Origin of the sequence: Burkholderia sp. FL-7-2-10-S1-D7 (assembly GCF_001524185.1) — a bacterium.
Taxonomy (GTDB): Bacteria; Pseudomonadota; Gammaproteobacteria; order Burkholderiales; family Burkholderiaceae; genus Burkholderia; species Burkholderia diffusa.
In genome coordinates this window covers 207,271-222,092 of sequence record NZ_LOWY01000011.1, presented here as the reverse complement: position 1 = coordinate 222,092, position 14,822 = coordinate 207,271, and the positions used below count along the sequence as shown (strand labels likewise).

The following is a 14,822-nucleotide window of genomic DNA, read 5'->3' as shown; positions in this document are numbered from 1 at the left end:
GGTCTCGAAGTACACAAGGAACCGATTACGGTCGCGTATGCGCCCGGGACCGATGGCCTGGCTGGGCTGCACGCCCAGCCGAACACCCGTCGACAAGAAGCGCCGCCAACGCAGCATCACGAAGAATGGCAACAGCTACGCGACAAGGCTGCTCGCCGAAGCCGCCTGCAACCCCCACCGCTGAGACGTACTGCTACGTCGCCCTCAGGAAATGCCAGCTGTATGGACTCGAAAAACCGATCCCGATTGACACCGGGAGCCATATCAGCCTGAAGGTCACTAACTTGACAGTGAAGTACTGAGGAGGAGGGTCGCAGAGCGCAAAGGCTCATTCTCGATCCGCGCCATCAAATGCAGGGCCCCAACATCCAAGCGGCTCTTTTTATTGCTCAGAGCGCTAGATGTGGCCTGCGGTCAGCAGGGCAATCGCGTTCTTCTGCAAGGTCTTCTTGTCGACCTTGCCGGTAGTGGTGACAGGCATTTTGTCGACAATCACAAGATGCTCGGGCCACTTCTTCTTCGTCAGCCCGACAGCTTCCATATGAGCGGTCAAATCAGCCAGTTGCAAGGTCGGGAAACCTGACCGGATGACACAGATAGCGCACGCTTGCTCACCAAGCTTCGAGTCAGGCACACCGACGACAACCGCGTCTTCGATGGCAGGATGCTTGAGTACCGCGGCTTCGACTTCCGCCGGGTCGACGTTATATCCACCGCGAATGATCTGGTCCTTCAAGCGGCCAACAACCTTGATATAGCCATCTTGGCCGACAATGATTTCATCGCCAGTCAGGAAGTAACCGTTCCCCGTCAGTCGGTACTCTTGGCTGCCGAGTCCTTCCGCGTACTTGAGGAACAGCGACGGCCCCTTGACACCTGCTTGACCGCGCTCACCGACGGGCAAGGGATTGAATTGAGCGTCGAGGGCTTGATCCTGAGTGCCGGGGAAGGGCTTACCGTCCGAGTTTTGACGTACTTCCAGCGAGTCCGTGGGCAGGGCGCTGCAATGACCCATGCACTCGGACATGCCGTACATACGCAATACCGGAATGCCGAGCAGTGCGTCAGCGTCTGCGATCAGCTGCGAGGTCATGGCCGAACCGCCGACTGCGAGCGCTTTCAGCGGGCTACGCTTCGTCCACTGGCCAGAACGAGCACACTCGACCATGGTGTGCAGGTGTGTCGGAACACACATACCCCAACGGCAGTTGTGCGCGTCCATGAGCTCCAGCGCGCGGCGAGGGTCCCACGCATCAACGATGATCAACGGGTGGCCCAGCGACAGGCTGAAGTGCAGCGTGAACGTGAAACCGGGTGCGCTTCCGAGGGGCACGACGCCGACAATCGCGTCACCGGGCTCGAGACCAGCAACCTTGGCGCAGGCACGCGTAGCGTAATTCATCCCGTATACAGAATGCATCACACCTTTCGGGATACCCGTCGTGCCGGAAGTGAAGGCGATAAGCGCGGCCTTCTTGTCGGCATCGTCCCACGTGCGATCTTGACGTTCGCACAGACTGAGGTAAAGCCCTTCGACACCGGGGATGGCCTTTGCGTCGACTTCCGACGAACCGATAATCGCGACGTGACCTAGACGCTGTTCGATGACACCGCGTTCTGATTTGCCGAGATCCGGTGTATAGGGACAGGCAACGGCGCCAACGCTGGAGATCGCGAGCGCTGCGGCGAGGATATTCGCAGTCTTGCGGCCTTCGACCATCACGCGGTCGTATGCACCGACACCGCTTGCGCTCAGTTCTTTCGCTATCCGCGTCGCCATCTCGTAGAGTTCCGAGCGACTCCATTCGCGAGCCGTGCCGTCCACGGCCGCGAGTGCTTGTGGGTCTGCCTCGTGCAGCGCATTGAACTGCTGCCACAGCGAGGCGTCAGTCCATGTCAACCCCTCGACTGAATATTCGATAATTCGGTTGTTAAGCAATTGTCTGTCCCCCGTCTACGATATATGTTTGTCCGGTAATAAAGCCGCCGGCGTCAGACGCCAGTAGAGCGACTGTACCCGTCAGCTCGATGGGCTTGCCGAACCGACGCAAGAGGATGTCATTCAGCAGTTTCGCCTTCTGATCCTCAGGAACCGTTTTCGTCATTCCAGTTTCGATTGAGCCGGGCGCAATCGCGTTCACACGAATGCCGTGCGAGGCCCACTGCGCAGCGAGATTGCTTGTCAGATGGACAATCGCGGCCTTGCTTGTTGTGTACGGAACGACTTGTCCTTTGTCTGGCGTGTAGGACAGGTATGCACCGACGGAGGCTACATTGATGATCGAACCGCCTTGGCCGCGGGCAATCATGTGGCGAGCAACATGACGGCAGGCCAAGAAGGTGCCGGTCACATTTACGTCCATCACCTTCTGCCAGCCCGAGAGGGGGATGTCTTCAGGCGGGCCCCACCATGAAGCGCCTGCGTTGTTGACGAGAATATCGATTTGCCCCAGTTCTTCGACAACTCGGGTGACGGCGGCCTCGACTTCGGCTTCGTTCGAGACATCGCAGCGCAGGCCCAGGGTCCACACACCGAAGCGACGTCCGATGTCGTTTGCCACGGCCTCGCATTCTTCTACTTTGCGAGACATGAAGACCACGCGACAGCCGAGGTCAGCGAGTGCTGCGCCCATCGCGATGGCCATATCACCGCGGCCGCCATTAATGACGGCAACGCGGCCGTCCAGGCGAAAACTTTGCGCGACGAAACCTTTTTCAAGAGTGGTCATCAGTTGTCCTCCTTAGGGGCATGAAGCGCAAACATATCTGCTTCTTCGGTAATCAGCGCAATACGCTTACCCTTCATACGGCCCACGTGAGCCACTGCATCTTTCCATTCTTGCGATACAAATGCTGCATCGAGTGTCGGGCGATCCGGGAACGTCAGAACTGCGTGACCGTCGTACGCAGGCCCTTCAGGGTGATCGTAGTCGTGCACAATCACCCCATGGCGATATGCCTGCAAGCCCGGCAACTTCCGGCCATACGCGGCATGTTCACCTCGCCACCACGTCGTGAACTGCTCAACAGTCCACTCGGGCGGGCGAGAGGCCAAAATTACAAGGCTTACAGTCATTATCGTTCTCCGTCTGCTTACTTACCGACCCACTTCGGCTGACGCTTTTCGAGGAATGCGCGCACGCCTTCCTTGGCGTCTTCCGAGTGGTGGACGACATTGCATGTCATCGTTTCGAGCGTGATCAGGCTGTTCGTGTCCGCGTCGAGGCCACGGTTGACGGCCATCTTCGTCATCCACATGCAGAACGGCGACTTGTCGATCAGCGGTGCGCAGAAGTCCTGGATCAGCTGGTCGAACTCAGCGCGCGGCGCGCATGCGCTCATCAGGCCCCATTCGACGCATTCCTTGCCCGTCAGCAGCTTGCCGGTGAGCATCAGTTCCTTCGACTTGCGCGTACCGATCATGCGCGGCAGGCGATAGATCGGGCCTGCACCGCCGAAGAGAGCGCGGCGAATATGGAAGTCGCCAACCTTGGCTTCTTCGGTTGCGAGTGCAAAGTCGCACGATATCATGAGCTCGAAACCGCCAGCGACTGCGTAACCATCAACGGCGGCGATGGTCGGCTTTTTCATATTGAAGATCTTGTCGTACGTACGTGCAGAGTCGATTGCGAGTTGCAGCGACGTGGACGTTTCTTGCAGCACCGGGCCGACGAGCTTGCCGAGGTCGGCGCCTGCGCAGAACGTGTTTTCGCGACCACGGAACACGACGGCGAGAACGTTGTTGTCTTCCGCTGCACGATCAACGGCAGCTTCGAGATCCTTCAGCAGTTGCGGGCTCACGCAGTTGCGAACGTGCGGGCGATTCAGCCAAATCGTGGCGATGCCGTTGTCAGCTACTTCGTACTGGATCACGTCCTTCTCTTGGGTCACGTCGCTCATGTCAGTTCCTGTGATTGTCATAACAGTGCAGTGTTGGATACTAGATTTTCCCCGAAGAGGGTAAAGCCCTATCCGAGATCTCGACCGACCGTGCGGTCGAGTGATAAATTTACCATCGCCACTCACAAAGTCAATACTTAGTCGTTGCAAACAGCGAAGAGGGTCCTGAGGGGGAGCTTCTCGATTAGAAGCGGTGACGAATGCCGATCGTCACGCCAAGCTGGTCTTTCGCGCCTTGCGTGAGGTAGTAGGCGTCGATGTTGCTGTTGCCCGTGTTATCCATGTCTTGAGCCGCGTTACGGGCATATGACGTGACGAAGTACACGTCGGTGCGCTTCGAAAAAAGGTAGCTCGTGAAGAAGCTGATTTGCCACGGGTTGCCGATACGACCATCCGCTGCGGTAGCGCTCGTCTTCATCGTTGACAGACGATTGTAGTAGAGGCCGAGACCGCTCTTGATGAAAGGTGTAAAGGAATACTGAGCACCCGTCCAGAAGTAGTCGCCGCGATAAACGACATGGCTGTTCTGGTCTGTGGTGCGTCCAAAGCTGTAGCCGCCCATGAGTCTCAGGTTGCTTGTGATCATATAGCTGCCGCCCACAGCGATCTTGGTGGCATTCCAGTTTTCGCCGGCGCCCGTAGTCGACATTGACGGGAAGAGTTGGTCGACGCCGAACGCCAACAGCATCGGGCCGTCAGTATAGGTGGCGCCAATACCCCATGCCGTATTGTCGTGGAAGTGGCCGGGGATCTGACCGTTGCCGCTGTTGGCGACCGGACGTCCATTAAAGTTTACTTGGGCCGCGCTAAAGCTGTAGTGGCCTTCGACCATCACTTTTCCGAAATTGCCGACATACTTGATCGAACTGTCTTGGCGGTAGTTGCTGCCCGTCTGGACAGTGACCGGCTCGTACATCGTTGCCAAATTGATCGGTCCGAGCGTCGCCATCACTTCGAGCAGCGTCGTGTACTGACGACCGAGCGAGATAGCGCCCCAGTCGGCGGACTTGAGTCCGACGAAGGCCATACGACCAAACATGCGACCGCCCTGTTGGAGTTGGCCGCTGGTGAGGCCGAAGCCGTTCTCCAACTGGAAGAATACCGACAGCCCGCCGCCGAGGTCTTCTTTGCCCTTGAAGCCCCATCGCGAGTTCGACAGGCCGCCGCTCGAGTTCAGCGACCAACGATTACCGCCTGGCTTCGGAATGGGAAGGCCGTTTGCATCCAAGGTTGGCGCGCCCGATGCCTGGTGAGTGACGAACTCGAGAGGGGCGTCCACGATGCCGTACATCGTCAAGCTGGATTCCGCGTGCGCTGCTTGAGCAAACGAAGCAAGTGCGGTTAAAGCGAGAAGCTTCTTTTTCATGCCTATGTGTCTCCAAGTCTTCATATTATTTTGGGGAATTTCTGCTAACCACAAACGTAAAGAGTGCGGACTGGCGGTCGCGCTCAGCGACAGGAATCGTTGACGGAAGTGAAGACGACCGATCGCTTTAGTAATGATATGTACTTCTAATTAACGAAGATATCGACTAGATAAATTTACTGCAGTACTACTGCGGCACTCACGGCGGTGGCGAATCTACTTGACGCCAATATAAGGTGTCAACACGGGTAACCATGAGGTTGCCTGTTGTGCGCTGCGGCGCCGGGCTCGTGCGTCGTTTTGGTTGACGCCCGACCAGTCGGTCGAGTAGCATTGGTTGCTATGAGAGGCGATCTCGGGCATGGGTGTCAAGAAGTTTTTCAATTTGAATCTGCATGGGTCTGAAGGAGGCAGTGTGGGTCACGAAACAATGGAATGCGACCTCTTGGTCATCGGCTCCGGCATGGCGGGACTGTCTGCCGCCGGTTGGGCGGCTGAGCGGGGCGCACGCGTTGTCGTAGTTGAGAAAGCGTCGACGCGAGGTGGCTCGGCTGTATTGAGCGGCGGCGTTCTTTGGACAGCGACTTCCGCTTCCAAGATGTCGATGTATGGCTGCGGCGATCCCAGGCTGGGCGATGTTGTGCTCGATACCTATCCTCGGGCGCTTTCCTGGATGCGCTCACGCGGCATTCAGGTCAGTCCGGCGATGAGTGTGCTGCATGGCCGTGGCTACGCAATCGATCTGATCCACCATCTGGACGACTGCATTCAGATGGTGGAAAAGGGGGGCGGCTATGTCGTATACGAGACGACGACCGAAACACTGCTCAAAGACGACGCAGGGAAAGTCATCGGGGCTCGCACTGTATGCGCCGATGGCGTTGTAGATGTCATCTCCGAAAACACTATTCTTGCCACGGGCGGTTATCAGGGCTCGGCCGAGCTCCGTGCACAAAATATCCATGAAAACGCGCGCAACCTTCTGCTGCGTTCCAACCAGGTTTCGCGGGGTGATGGTATCCGTCTGGGTACCGGCGCCGGTGGCGTCTTCGACAAGAACAACAAGGGTTTCTACGGTCACTTGGTGACGAAGAGCCCGAACTGGGGCGAGGAACGCTACTACACGGGTCTCAGCCAATATCACAGCGACCACTCGCTGCTGTTCAATGAACAGGGCTTCCGTTACTGCGATGAAACGGAAGGCGATCATACGAACACGTATCGCACGGTTTTCGAATCCAACGCACGCGCTATCCTGCTTTGGGACAAGCGCATTCAGGAAACGTACGCGACGGCTCACGTCGTGCTTTCCGCGCCCCCGCTGGACAAATACAAGGTCGCTATCGAGAACGGTGGTGAGGGCGTACATACGACGGACATTGCTGAACTGGCGAGGTTTGCGACGGCTCACGGCTTCGACGGCGCGCAACTTGTGAAGAGTCTGGCCGAGTATCAGGAAGGATCGATCAACGATTGGGAAAACCTGAATCCTCCTCGGCGTGAATCTGCGATCCCGCTGGATGGCGAGTACTACGCGCTCATCGTGTATCCAGCAATCACGTTTACGTTCGGTGGTCTGATGATCGATTCCGATGCGCGCGTGCTCAAGGAAGATGGCGCGGTGCTTCCGGGTCTTCTCGCAGCAGGTTCGGATGCCGGTGGCGCATACGGTATCGGCTACGCGGGTGGTCTTGCACTGGCTATAACGTTTGGTATCACGGCAGCTCAAACGGCTGGCTGGAAATAAGTACTGCAGCCCAGGTAGTTGCAAAAACTACCTGAACCACCATGGAAAACAGCCTAAACATGAATGCTGATAATTTTGTACTAGTCTGTCCATCGTCAATTGAGCGAGATGTAAATGGCACCGCGACTCTGGTAGGTAATCAGTGCGTCGACTGTGGTGAAACCTATTTCCCCGCTGCGTCTGGGTGTACGCGCTGCACCAGCACGCACCTAAATCGATTTAATTTTGGGCGTCACGGAACGTTGTGGACGTGGACGATCCAGAGCTTCTTGCCCAAGGCGCCCTACAACAGCGGCGAGATCGAGGCTGATTTCAAGCCGTATGGTGTTGGTTATATCGAAATGCCTAGTGGTATCAAGATCGAGAGTCGCTTGTCTGTTGCTGACGCCGATAAGTTGAAAATCGGCGCGTCGATGGCGATGTCGCTCGAGACCTATGGGAAAACGTCTGAGGGCGCTAGCCTCGTGACGTTTGTGTTCTCGCCAGCAGAATCCGATATCAAGGGGGTAGGCAATGAGTAACGATGTCGCGATCATTGGCGTTGGCATGCACCGATTCGGGCGCTTCGATGGTGTATCGGGTCGAGCGCAGGGCGCTCATGCGGTGCGAGAGGCGCTTAAAGACGCGGGTATTACGTGGGATCAAGTTCAAGTCGCATACGGCGGTTCGCAGGACGCGGGCAATGCGGATGCGCTTGCTAACGATCTGGGTCTCACTGGCCTGCCTTTCGTCAACGTAGCCAATGGTTGCGCGACGGGCGGATCATCGCTCGCAGCCGTCATTGCCGCGATCCGTTCGGGTTCGGCCGACATTGGCATTGCCGTTGGTTTTGATAAGCATCCGCGTGGGGCTTTCAATCCGATGCCTAAAGACTGGGGCCTCGAAGACTGGTATGGCGAAACGGGTTTGATGCTCACTACTCAGTTCTTCGCGATGAAGACTCGTCGCTATATGCACGAATACGGCATTACGGAGGATGCGCTGATTCGGGTCGCTCAACGTGCATCGCGCAACGGAGCACTGAATCCGAACGCATGGCGCAGGCAGGCGCTCGATTACGAGCAAGTCGCCGAATCGAGCGCCGTGAGCCTGCCTCTTCGCAAGTTCATGTTCTGCAATCCGGCAGAGGGTGGTGCAGCTATCGTCCTGTGCTCGGCCAAGCTGGCAAAGAAGTATCAAGCTCATCCCGTGATCATCCGCTCGGCGGCGGTCAGAACCCGTCATCACGGTTCGTTCGAAGTCTTCAGTCCCGCACTGATGGCGCAACAGGTGCCGGCTCCGACAGTGACAGCGTCTAAAGCGGCTTTCGAGGAAGCAGGCGTCGGGCCAGAAGATATCGACGTTATTCAATTGCAGGATACTGATTCCGGGTCGGAAATAATCCACATGGCGGAAAATGGATTTTGTGAGCATGGCGAACAAGAAAAATTGCTCCGCGAAGGCGCGACGGAAATCAACGGACGTCTGCCTATCAATACCGATGGTGGATGCCTGGCAAATGGTGAGCCTGTCGGTGCTTCTGGCTTGCGTCAAGTAATCGAAATCAGTTTGCAACTCCGCGGGCAGGCAGGGGCGCGCCAGGTGCCGAACAACCCGCGACTGGGTTATACACATGTATACGGTGCACCCGGAGTGAGCGGCGTTTCTATTCTCGAACGCGGTTAACTGCTCTTGCTCAACAGCTATCGCAACAGAACAGGATTCAAGATGGATCGTGAAATCTTCGTAGTTGGAGCGGCACGTACCGCTATCGGAAGCTTTGGTGGCTCGCTCAAGGACATCGACCTCATTACGCTCGGCACAACTGCCGTTCGTGCGGTGCTGGATCGTCATGCCGTGCCCGCTGACACTGTCGGTCACGTGGTGATGGGCAACGTCGTCCCGACCGCTCCCCGTGATGCCTACCTGTCGCGTGTCGTCGCTATCGATTCGGGTTTGCGAGAAGATACCCCGGCATTTAACGTGAATCGACTTTGCGGTTCGGGGCTGCAAGCCATCATTAGCGCGGCTCAGTCGATTGCGCTCGGCGACTGCGAAGTCGCTGTTGGCGGCGGTGCCGAATCTATGTCGCGCGGCCCTTACATCGTTCCGACTGCTCGCTGGGGGCAACGGATGGGCGATACGAGTATGGTCGACTATATGAACGGTATTCTTCATGATCCGTGGCAGAAGGTGCATATGGGGATTACCGCTGAGAACGTCGCGGCTCGCTATGGCATTACGCGCGAACAACAAGACGAGCTCGCAGCCGAAAGCCAACGGCGTGCAGTGAATGCAATTCGTGAAGGTCGCTTCAAGAATCAGATCGTCCCCGTCGAGATCAAAACGCGTAAGGGTGTTGTAGCCTTTGACACCGACGAGCACGCAAAGGCTGAAGTTACCGTCGAGTCGCTGTCCCAGATGAAGCCCGTGTTCAAGAAAGATGGCGGCACTGTTACCGCAGGTAACGCGTCAGGGTTGAACGATGGCGCGGGTGCTGTCGTTCTGGCCGAGGGGCGCGCAGTGAATTCGCTGGGCCTGACTCCGATGGCTCGACTCGTGGGTTACGCTCATAGCGGGTGCGAGCCGCTGTATATGGGTATCGGCCCGGTCTTGGCAACGCAACGCGTGCTGTCCCGCACCGGCCTATCGATTAACGACCTGGATGTCATCGAAGCTAACGAAGCGTTTGCCGCGCAAGCGCTGGCAGTGACTCGTGAACTGGGTCTCGATCCCGCTCGTGTCAACCCGAACGGTTCCGGTATCTCGCTAGGCCATCCGGTAGGCGCTACCGGCGCGATCATTACGACCAAGGCTCTCGCAGAGCTTAGACGTACTGGTGGTCGTTACGCACTGGTCACGATGTGCATTGGCGGTGGGCAGGGCATTGCAGCGATCTTCGAACGCGCTTAACCCCATATAAAGGTACGCTGAACATGAACAACAAGACTATTGGTGTAGTCGGTGCGGGTACGATGGGCAATGGCATTGTCCAAGTCGCAGCCGCAGCAGGTTTCAACGTCGTTATGCTCGATGTGTCGGATGCAGCATTGGAGCGCGGCCTGTCCACGATTAGCAAGAGCCTCGACCGTCTGGTACAGAGGGAGAAGATGGGCGCCGAAGAGAAGTCCGCTGCTCTTGGCCGTATCAAGACTACGATGACGTATTCCGACCTCTCAAGTGCTTCGATCGTGATTGAGGTTGCTACCGAGAACGCGGACATCAAACAGAAGATCCTCAAGTCGATTGACGCGTCAGTGGGTTCGGCGGCCGTGATAGCGACCAACACGAGTTCGATCTCAATTACCAAGCTCGCGTCGAAGGTCTCGAATCCTGGCCGGTTCATCGGTATGCATTTCTTCAACCCAGTACCGGTCATGACGCTGGTCGAACTGATTGCAGGCCTCCAGACGGATGGCTCGACGCTCGAAGTGGCGAACGACTTCGTTGAGACTATCGGCAAGACGGCAATTGTGGCTAAAAACAGTCCGGGTTTTGCCGTCAACCGTATCCTGGTCCCGATGATCAACGAAGCCATTTTCGCGCTTCAAGAAGGACTGGCTTCATCCGAAGACATCGACAAGGGCATGAAGCTCGGGGCGAATCATCCTATCGGCCCGCTCGCACTCGCAGACTTGATCGGCCTCGACACATTGCTTATGGTGCAAGAGGTGCTGTACACGAGCTTCAACGATTCTAAATATCGACCGGCACCATTACTTCAGGAGATGGTCGATGCCGGATATCTGGGGCGAAAATCAGGTCAGGGCTTCTATCAGTATTAAGGAGGCGACCGATCATGGTCTGACTGATTTAAAGTGGAATCGCAGGCGTCAGCATTATCATGTGGATGCTTTCCATTCTTGATCGGGACTGGCGGGTAGGTTTTGCGCAAGGTGGTTTCCGTGCAATATTTGCTAGCGCACTGGATAAAAAAGAGAAAGCCAAGGAAATGAAGGATAAGGATAGGGCAACAATGACGGCTGAGCATGGTGAGAAAAGACTGAAAATCTTCGATCACTGTGCCGACCTGTTTGACAAGGTGGGCTACCACAAGATGACTATGCAAATGTTGGCTGACGAAGCTGGAATGGGCAAACCCACGCTTTACCACTACTTTCCTAGTAAGGCTGCGATTCTTTTTGAAATGCACCAGGCGCACGTGGAACTTCTGATAGAGGACCTGGAGAATGCGAGCGATGGATGTACGCACGCGTCATCATTACTGGTTAAAGCCTGTGCGTCCACCTTGCGCCAAATTTCTGAGCATCCGGGATATGTGCGAGCATTCATGGATCACTATGGTGATCTGAAAAATGAGCATCGTGAGCAGATCCGAAAGCTACGCGACAAGTACCTTAAGCGTATTCGCAAGATTGTCACTGACGGGATTTCTTCTGGTGCCTTCCGTGACAATGATCCTGATATCACCGTCTTTGCGTTCCTGGGAATTTGCAACTGGGCTTACAAGTGGTACCCGCGTATGGCCTCAGAGCATCCGCCGCGCGAAATGGCCGAAAAACTTTGCCAAGTTATCCTTGATGGTCTGGTGGCCACGTAAGGTTTTGACCAAAGCCCTAGCATGTAAAGTCCATCGGCTTATACATAACGCTGCCGGCGCGCCAAGCGCTTGGAGCAAGCCGTTTTGAGATCAATCGGATGGGATTGAGGCTGATATGGCTCCCGGTGTCAATCGGCATCGTTTTGTCGAGTTCATATTGCTGGAATTTCCTGAGGGCGACGTAGCAGTACGTCTCGGCGGTGGATCACGGGCGCCGGGTGCAGGGAGTTGCATGCGACTTCGACGAGCAGCCTTGTCGCGTAGCTGTTGCCATTCTTCGTGATGCTGCGTTGGCGGCGCTTCTTGTCGACGGGTGTTCGGCTGGGCGTGCGGCCCAGCCAGGCCATCGGTCCCGGGCGCATACGCGACCGTAATCGATTCCTTGTGTACGTCGAGACCGACGGACAGCCTGCGATCGTGCCGCAGGCTCGCCTTCGCGCTGAAAATCGGCAGACGTGCTTCGACGGGGGCGCTTGTGGCCCAACGAAAGGCCCGACTCGCGATACACGCGCGCTATTCTACGGGCCAGGGTCGCTGTACCGTCGGGGGCGAGGGGGCATGCTAAAATCGCCTAGCGTGAATCGATATCACAGGTAGACAAGGCCGAAAGTGGACAGCGCCGCCGCTCTGGAGCAGCGCATCAACTTGGTGGATGTCGATGGATTGAGCTGCTTTAGAACCAGACACCGGCCGGCGCACTTCAGTCGTCGCTGCGAATCAGCGCTCATCGTCGGGCTCGGTTCCGCCGAGTCAGGAGCACGGGCGGAGCCGATCCGCTTGTTCTTCAAGCAGCTTCGGTATGCATATGTTGCAAGCACGACGTTACTTTCAGGAAAGCTGGTGGTAACAGAAAAGGTCAATCAATGGTAACGGGAAGAAATTCAAAGGCACGAGTCACTACCGCCGCACACGATGAAAGGCGGCTGGAGATTATCCTGCATAGTGCCGATTTATTCGATAAAGTCGGCTACCATAAAATGACGATGCAAATGTTAGCCGATGAAGCTGGCATGGGCAAGCCTACGCTTTACCACTACTTCCCTAGTAAGGCTGAAATCCTCTATGAGATGCATCAGATCCATATGGACGCTTTGCTGGGCGACCTGGACGCTGATGCCGAAGCCAATGCTGATTCTGCTGAGCTACTGGTCAAGGCTTGCGCCTCTGCGCTTCGCCAAATTGCGGAGCATCCTGGATATGTGCGGGCTTTCATGGACCACTACAGCGATCTGGAAGATGAGCACCGTAAACAGATTCGCAAGCGGAGGAGCGAGTATTTCCAACGGATTCGAAAAATCATCACGGACGGCATTGCCGCAGGCAGACTCCGAAAAGTCGATCCGGACGTCACGGTTTTCGCTTTCCTCGGGATTTGCAATTGGGCCTACAAGTGGTACCCAGGCATGGCGACTCAATCGCCACCCGACGTCATGGCGAAGAAGCTGTGCCAGGTGATACTGGACGGCATTAAACGTCAAAAATGATGATGGGCAGCCCGCAACGAGGTATCCGGGAGTGTGCGAGAGACAGGTTGGAATCCAGATTCCGATGCTAGCGCACTCCGGGTAGGGCAGCGCGAACTGCGTCGGATTGAAATCGGCGATGAAGGAGGGCGCATACTCGTTGGCGGCCTCCCATGTGCTGATTCCGGGCAGCCCAAGCGCTTTGACGAGCCAGTCCTGCAGTGTCAGGTTGGCCCGTTTCACACGATCTGGGTCGGTTCGCCCAGGCATGCACGGCGGTTGCGCGGTTGGTCGATCTCCGGCGGGCGTTGCTTGCGTGGAGTCCATAGGCCGGCCGCGGATCAATGCCAGCGTGCGTTGCGCCCTGCGTGCAGGCAGATGGTGATTGCTCGGGCGCCTACGCTTGCCTGACACCAATCCGGCCACGCCGGCCGCGCGATAGCGCAGCACGAGGCGTTCGACTTGCCGCACGCTCAAATCCAGCCGTTCGGCTGCACGGCTGGGCTTGACCCTGAACCGGAATTAGTCCCGGCCGGAAGTGGAAATTTCCATCGTGTGACCCTGAGCCAAATGTGGGTAGGAGGCTATCTGCAACTGCGGGAGTCTTACCCGGCGGGTCTGCGCGAGAGATGGTTGTAGTCGGCTGCCTTCCGCCACATGGGCCTTCCGGCCTGTTCCGATCTCTTCCGGTGACGTCCTCTGCATCGCTGATTTCAAAGCGTTTTGCGGGTGGCGGCATGCTTGCGGCTACCGTTGACGTCCCGCACTATTTCCTCACGAAGTTTGGGTAGCGATGTGGGTTCGTGGGTAGGGAGGGCGACATGGCTGGACGACGGTTGCATCGACTCAGCGCGCTGCGGGTCGCGGAGGCGGTGGCCTCTATATGCAGATCGCGTGTTGATTTTCACTGAGTCGGCATCCACGGTAGGTCAATTCGGTATGCTTATCAAAGCGGGTGGATCATCATGATCGATCCCGACTGGAACCGGCTCGAGGTTGCGCGCCGGTTCGGCGCAACCGACTGCATCGACGCTCGCGCGGGCGACACGGCTGGCGAGATCATGACCTTGGCCGACGGGATCGGTGTCGACTGCGCGATCGAGGCGGTCAGCATCGCCTGGCGCGAACGGGGGCGCTGCGAGTCGTCGACGGCGCAGGCGGGCAATCCGGGCGGCGCCGCGTTTTTTCTAGGGACAGCCGGAGCCGCGCCAGCGCTTGATAAAAGCCAACGCTGCGGATTCCGAAGCTTCGAAGATGAACGTGTGGCTTCGCCTGCCGCGTTCGATGGTTTCGTGCGGCAGGCGGCGCGGGCGGGTGCAGAACCCGGTCCGCCGTCGTGCAGGCCGCCGCCGCGGCATCCGGCGCGCAGTGCCGGGCAGCGTGGCCGTGCGGTTCCCGCGCGTGGCCGGCTGTCCGGTGCCGATGATTTCCGCGGCCCGGGCTACCCATGAGGATGCCTTAAACGTCGTAGTCGTCATCCCTCTCCAGGAGAGCGGCATGTTTCCCAACGATTTTCGCCAGTGTTTTGCCAACGTTGCGATCTTCGCGTCGCAAGCCGGGCTCATCGCAACGGTGCACGCCATGCTGGCCCACGACGGCTGGGCGCTCTATGTCGGCATGCTGTCCTGTTGTTCGGGCGTCGGGGGATTGATCGCGATGTGGCGGCCCGCGATCCCGCGAGTCGTGCGGGTCCGGCGCGATCGCCTGTAGCCGGATGCCTGATGGCGCCCGGAATGAAGCCGCACCGGCTTTCGTGCGGTGCCAGCCGTGCGTGTCGCCGAAGGTCCGGCTGTCCGACCCGCGCAC

At 57.5% G+C, this 14,822-nt stretch carries 14 protein-coding genes and 1 pseudogene; 9 read left to right on the top strand and 6 right to left on the bottom strand.

Annotation, left to right across the window (positions count from 1 at the left end; genetic code table 11):
- Positions 1-397: 397 nt before the first annotated feature.
- The 5 genes from WS75_RS03780 to WS75_RS03765 form a co-directional block, all read right to left on the bottom strand.
- A complete protein-coding gene (locus WS75_RS03780) occupies positions 398-1,939 on the bottom strand; it encodes a class I adenylate-forming enzyme family protein (protein WP_059679219.1) in 1,542 nt (513 codons plus the stop codon).
- On the bottom strand, positions 1,932-2,729 hold the full coding sequence (locus WS75_RS03775) for an SDR family oxidoreductase (RefSeq protein WP_059679218.1): 798 nt from the start codon (positions 2,727-2,729) through the stop codon (positions 1,932-1,934). The genes WS75_RS03780 and WS75_RS03775 overlap by 8 nt, the downstream gene beginning before the upstream one ends.
- Complete coding sequence (locus WS75_RS31470; RefSeq protein ID WP_082729485.1) at positions 2,729-3,076, bottom strand: EthD family reductase; 348 nt, start codon at positions 3,074-3,076, stop codon at positions 2,729-2,731. The genes WS75_RS03775 and WS75_RS31470 overlap by 1 nt, the downstream gene beginning before the upstream one ends.
- 17 nt (positions 3,077-3,093) lie before the next feature.
- The gene (locus WS75_RS03770) at positions 3,094-3,900 is read right to left on the bottom strand and encodes an enoyl-CoA hydratase/isomerase family protein (protein ID WP_059679217.1); all 807 of its coding nucleotides are present in this window, start codon (positions 3,898-3,900) and stop codon (positions 3,094-3,096) included.
- A gap of 184 nt (positions 3,901-4,084) precedes the next feature.
- Positions 4,085-5,266, bottom strand: coding sequence for a porin (locus tag WS75_RS03765; RefSeq protein WP_059679216.1), 1,182 nt, complete (start codon positions 5,264-5,266; stop codon positions 4,085-4,087).
- Between the two features lie 361 nt (positions 5,267-5,627).
- Here WS75_RS03765 and WS75_RS03760 point away from each other — a divergent pair, with 361 nt between their 5' ends.
- The 7 genes from WS75_RS03760 to WS75_RS03730 all read left to right on the top strand — a co-directional run bounded on the left by WS75_RS03760 (position 5,628) and on the right by WS75_RS03730 (position 13,037).
- On the top strand, positions 5,628-7,013 hold the full coding sequence (locus WS75_RS03760) for an FAD-dependent oxidoreductase (protein ID WP_257129315.1): 1,386 nt from the start codon (positions 5,628-5,630) through the stop codon (positions 7,011-7,013).
- Positions 7,014-7,072: 59 nt separating this feature from the next.
- On the top strand, positions 7,073-7,534 hold the full coding sequence (locus WS75_RS03755; RefSeq protein ID WP_059679302.1) for a Zn-ribbon domain-containing OB-fold protein: 462 nt from the start codon (positions 7,073-7,075) through the stop codon (positions 7,532-7,534).
- The gene (locus WS75_RS03750) at positions 7,527-8,678 is read left to right on the top strand and encodes a thiolase family protein (RefSeq protein WP_059679214.1); all 1,152 of its coding nucleotides are present in this window, start codon (positions 7,527-7,529) and stop codon (positions 8,676-8,678) included. The genes WS75_RS03755 and WS75_RS03750 overlap by 8 nt, the downstream gene beginning before the upstream one ends.
- 42 nt (positions 8,679-8,720) lie before the next feature.
- The gene (locus WS75_RS03745) at positions 8,721-9,905 is read left to right on the top strand and encodes an acetyl-CoA C-acyltransferase family protein (RefSeq protein ID WP_059679213.1); all 1,185 of its coding nucleotides are present in this window, start codon (positions 8,721-8,723) and stop codon (positions 9,903-9,905) included.
- Positions 9,906-9,928: 23 nt separating this feature from the next.
- Positions 9,929-10,777 carry a 3-hydroxybutyryl-CoA dehydrogenase gene (locus WS75_RS03740; RefSeq protein ID WP_059679212.1) on the top strand — a complete coding sequence of 283 codons (849 nt, stop codon included), beginning with the start codon at positions 9,929-9,931 and terminating at the stop codon, positions 10,775-10,777.
- 59 nt (positions 10,778-10,836) lie between these two features.
- Positions 10,837-11,553, top strand: a complete 717-nt coding sequence (locus WS75_RS03735; RefSeq protein ID WP_257129314.1) for a TetR/AcrR family transcriptional regulator — start codon at positions 10,837-10,839, stop codon at positions 11,551-11,553.
- 863 nt (positions 11,554-12,416) lie between these two features.
- Positions 12,417-13,037, top strand: a complete 621-nt coding sequence (locus tag WS75_RS03730) for a TetR/AcrR family transcriptional regulator (RefSeq protein WP_059679211.1) — start codon at positions 12,417-12,419, stop codon at positions 13,035-13,037.
- Between the two features lie 224 nt (positions 13,038-13,261).
- Here WS75_RS03730 and WS75_RS31465 read toward each other — a convergent pair.
- Positions 13,262-13,526, bottom strand: a pseudogene (locus tag WS75_RS31465) (helix-turn-helix domain-containing protein); the annotation flags it as partial.
- Between the two features lie 455 nt (positions 13,527-13,981).
- On the opposite strand from WS75_RS31465, the gene WS75_RS35030 reads away from it, so the two are divergent.
- Complete coding sequence (locus WS75_RS35030) at positions 13,982-14,467, top strand: hypothetical protein (protein ID WP_059679210.1); 486 nt, start codon at positions 13,982-13,984, stop codon at positions 14,465-14,467.
- Positions 14,468-14,513: 46 nt separating this feature from the next.
- Entirely contained in the window at positions 14,514-14,726 is a 213-nt protein-coding gene (locus WS75_RS34020) for a DUF2964 family protein (protein ID WP_179948869.1), read from the top strand.
- Positions 14,727-14,822: the final 96 nt, after the last annotated feature.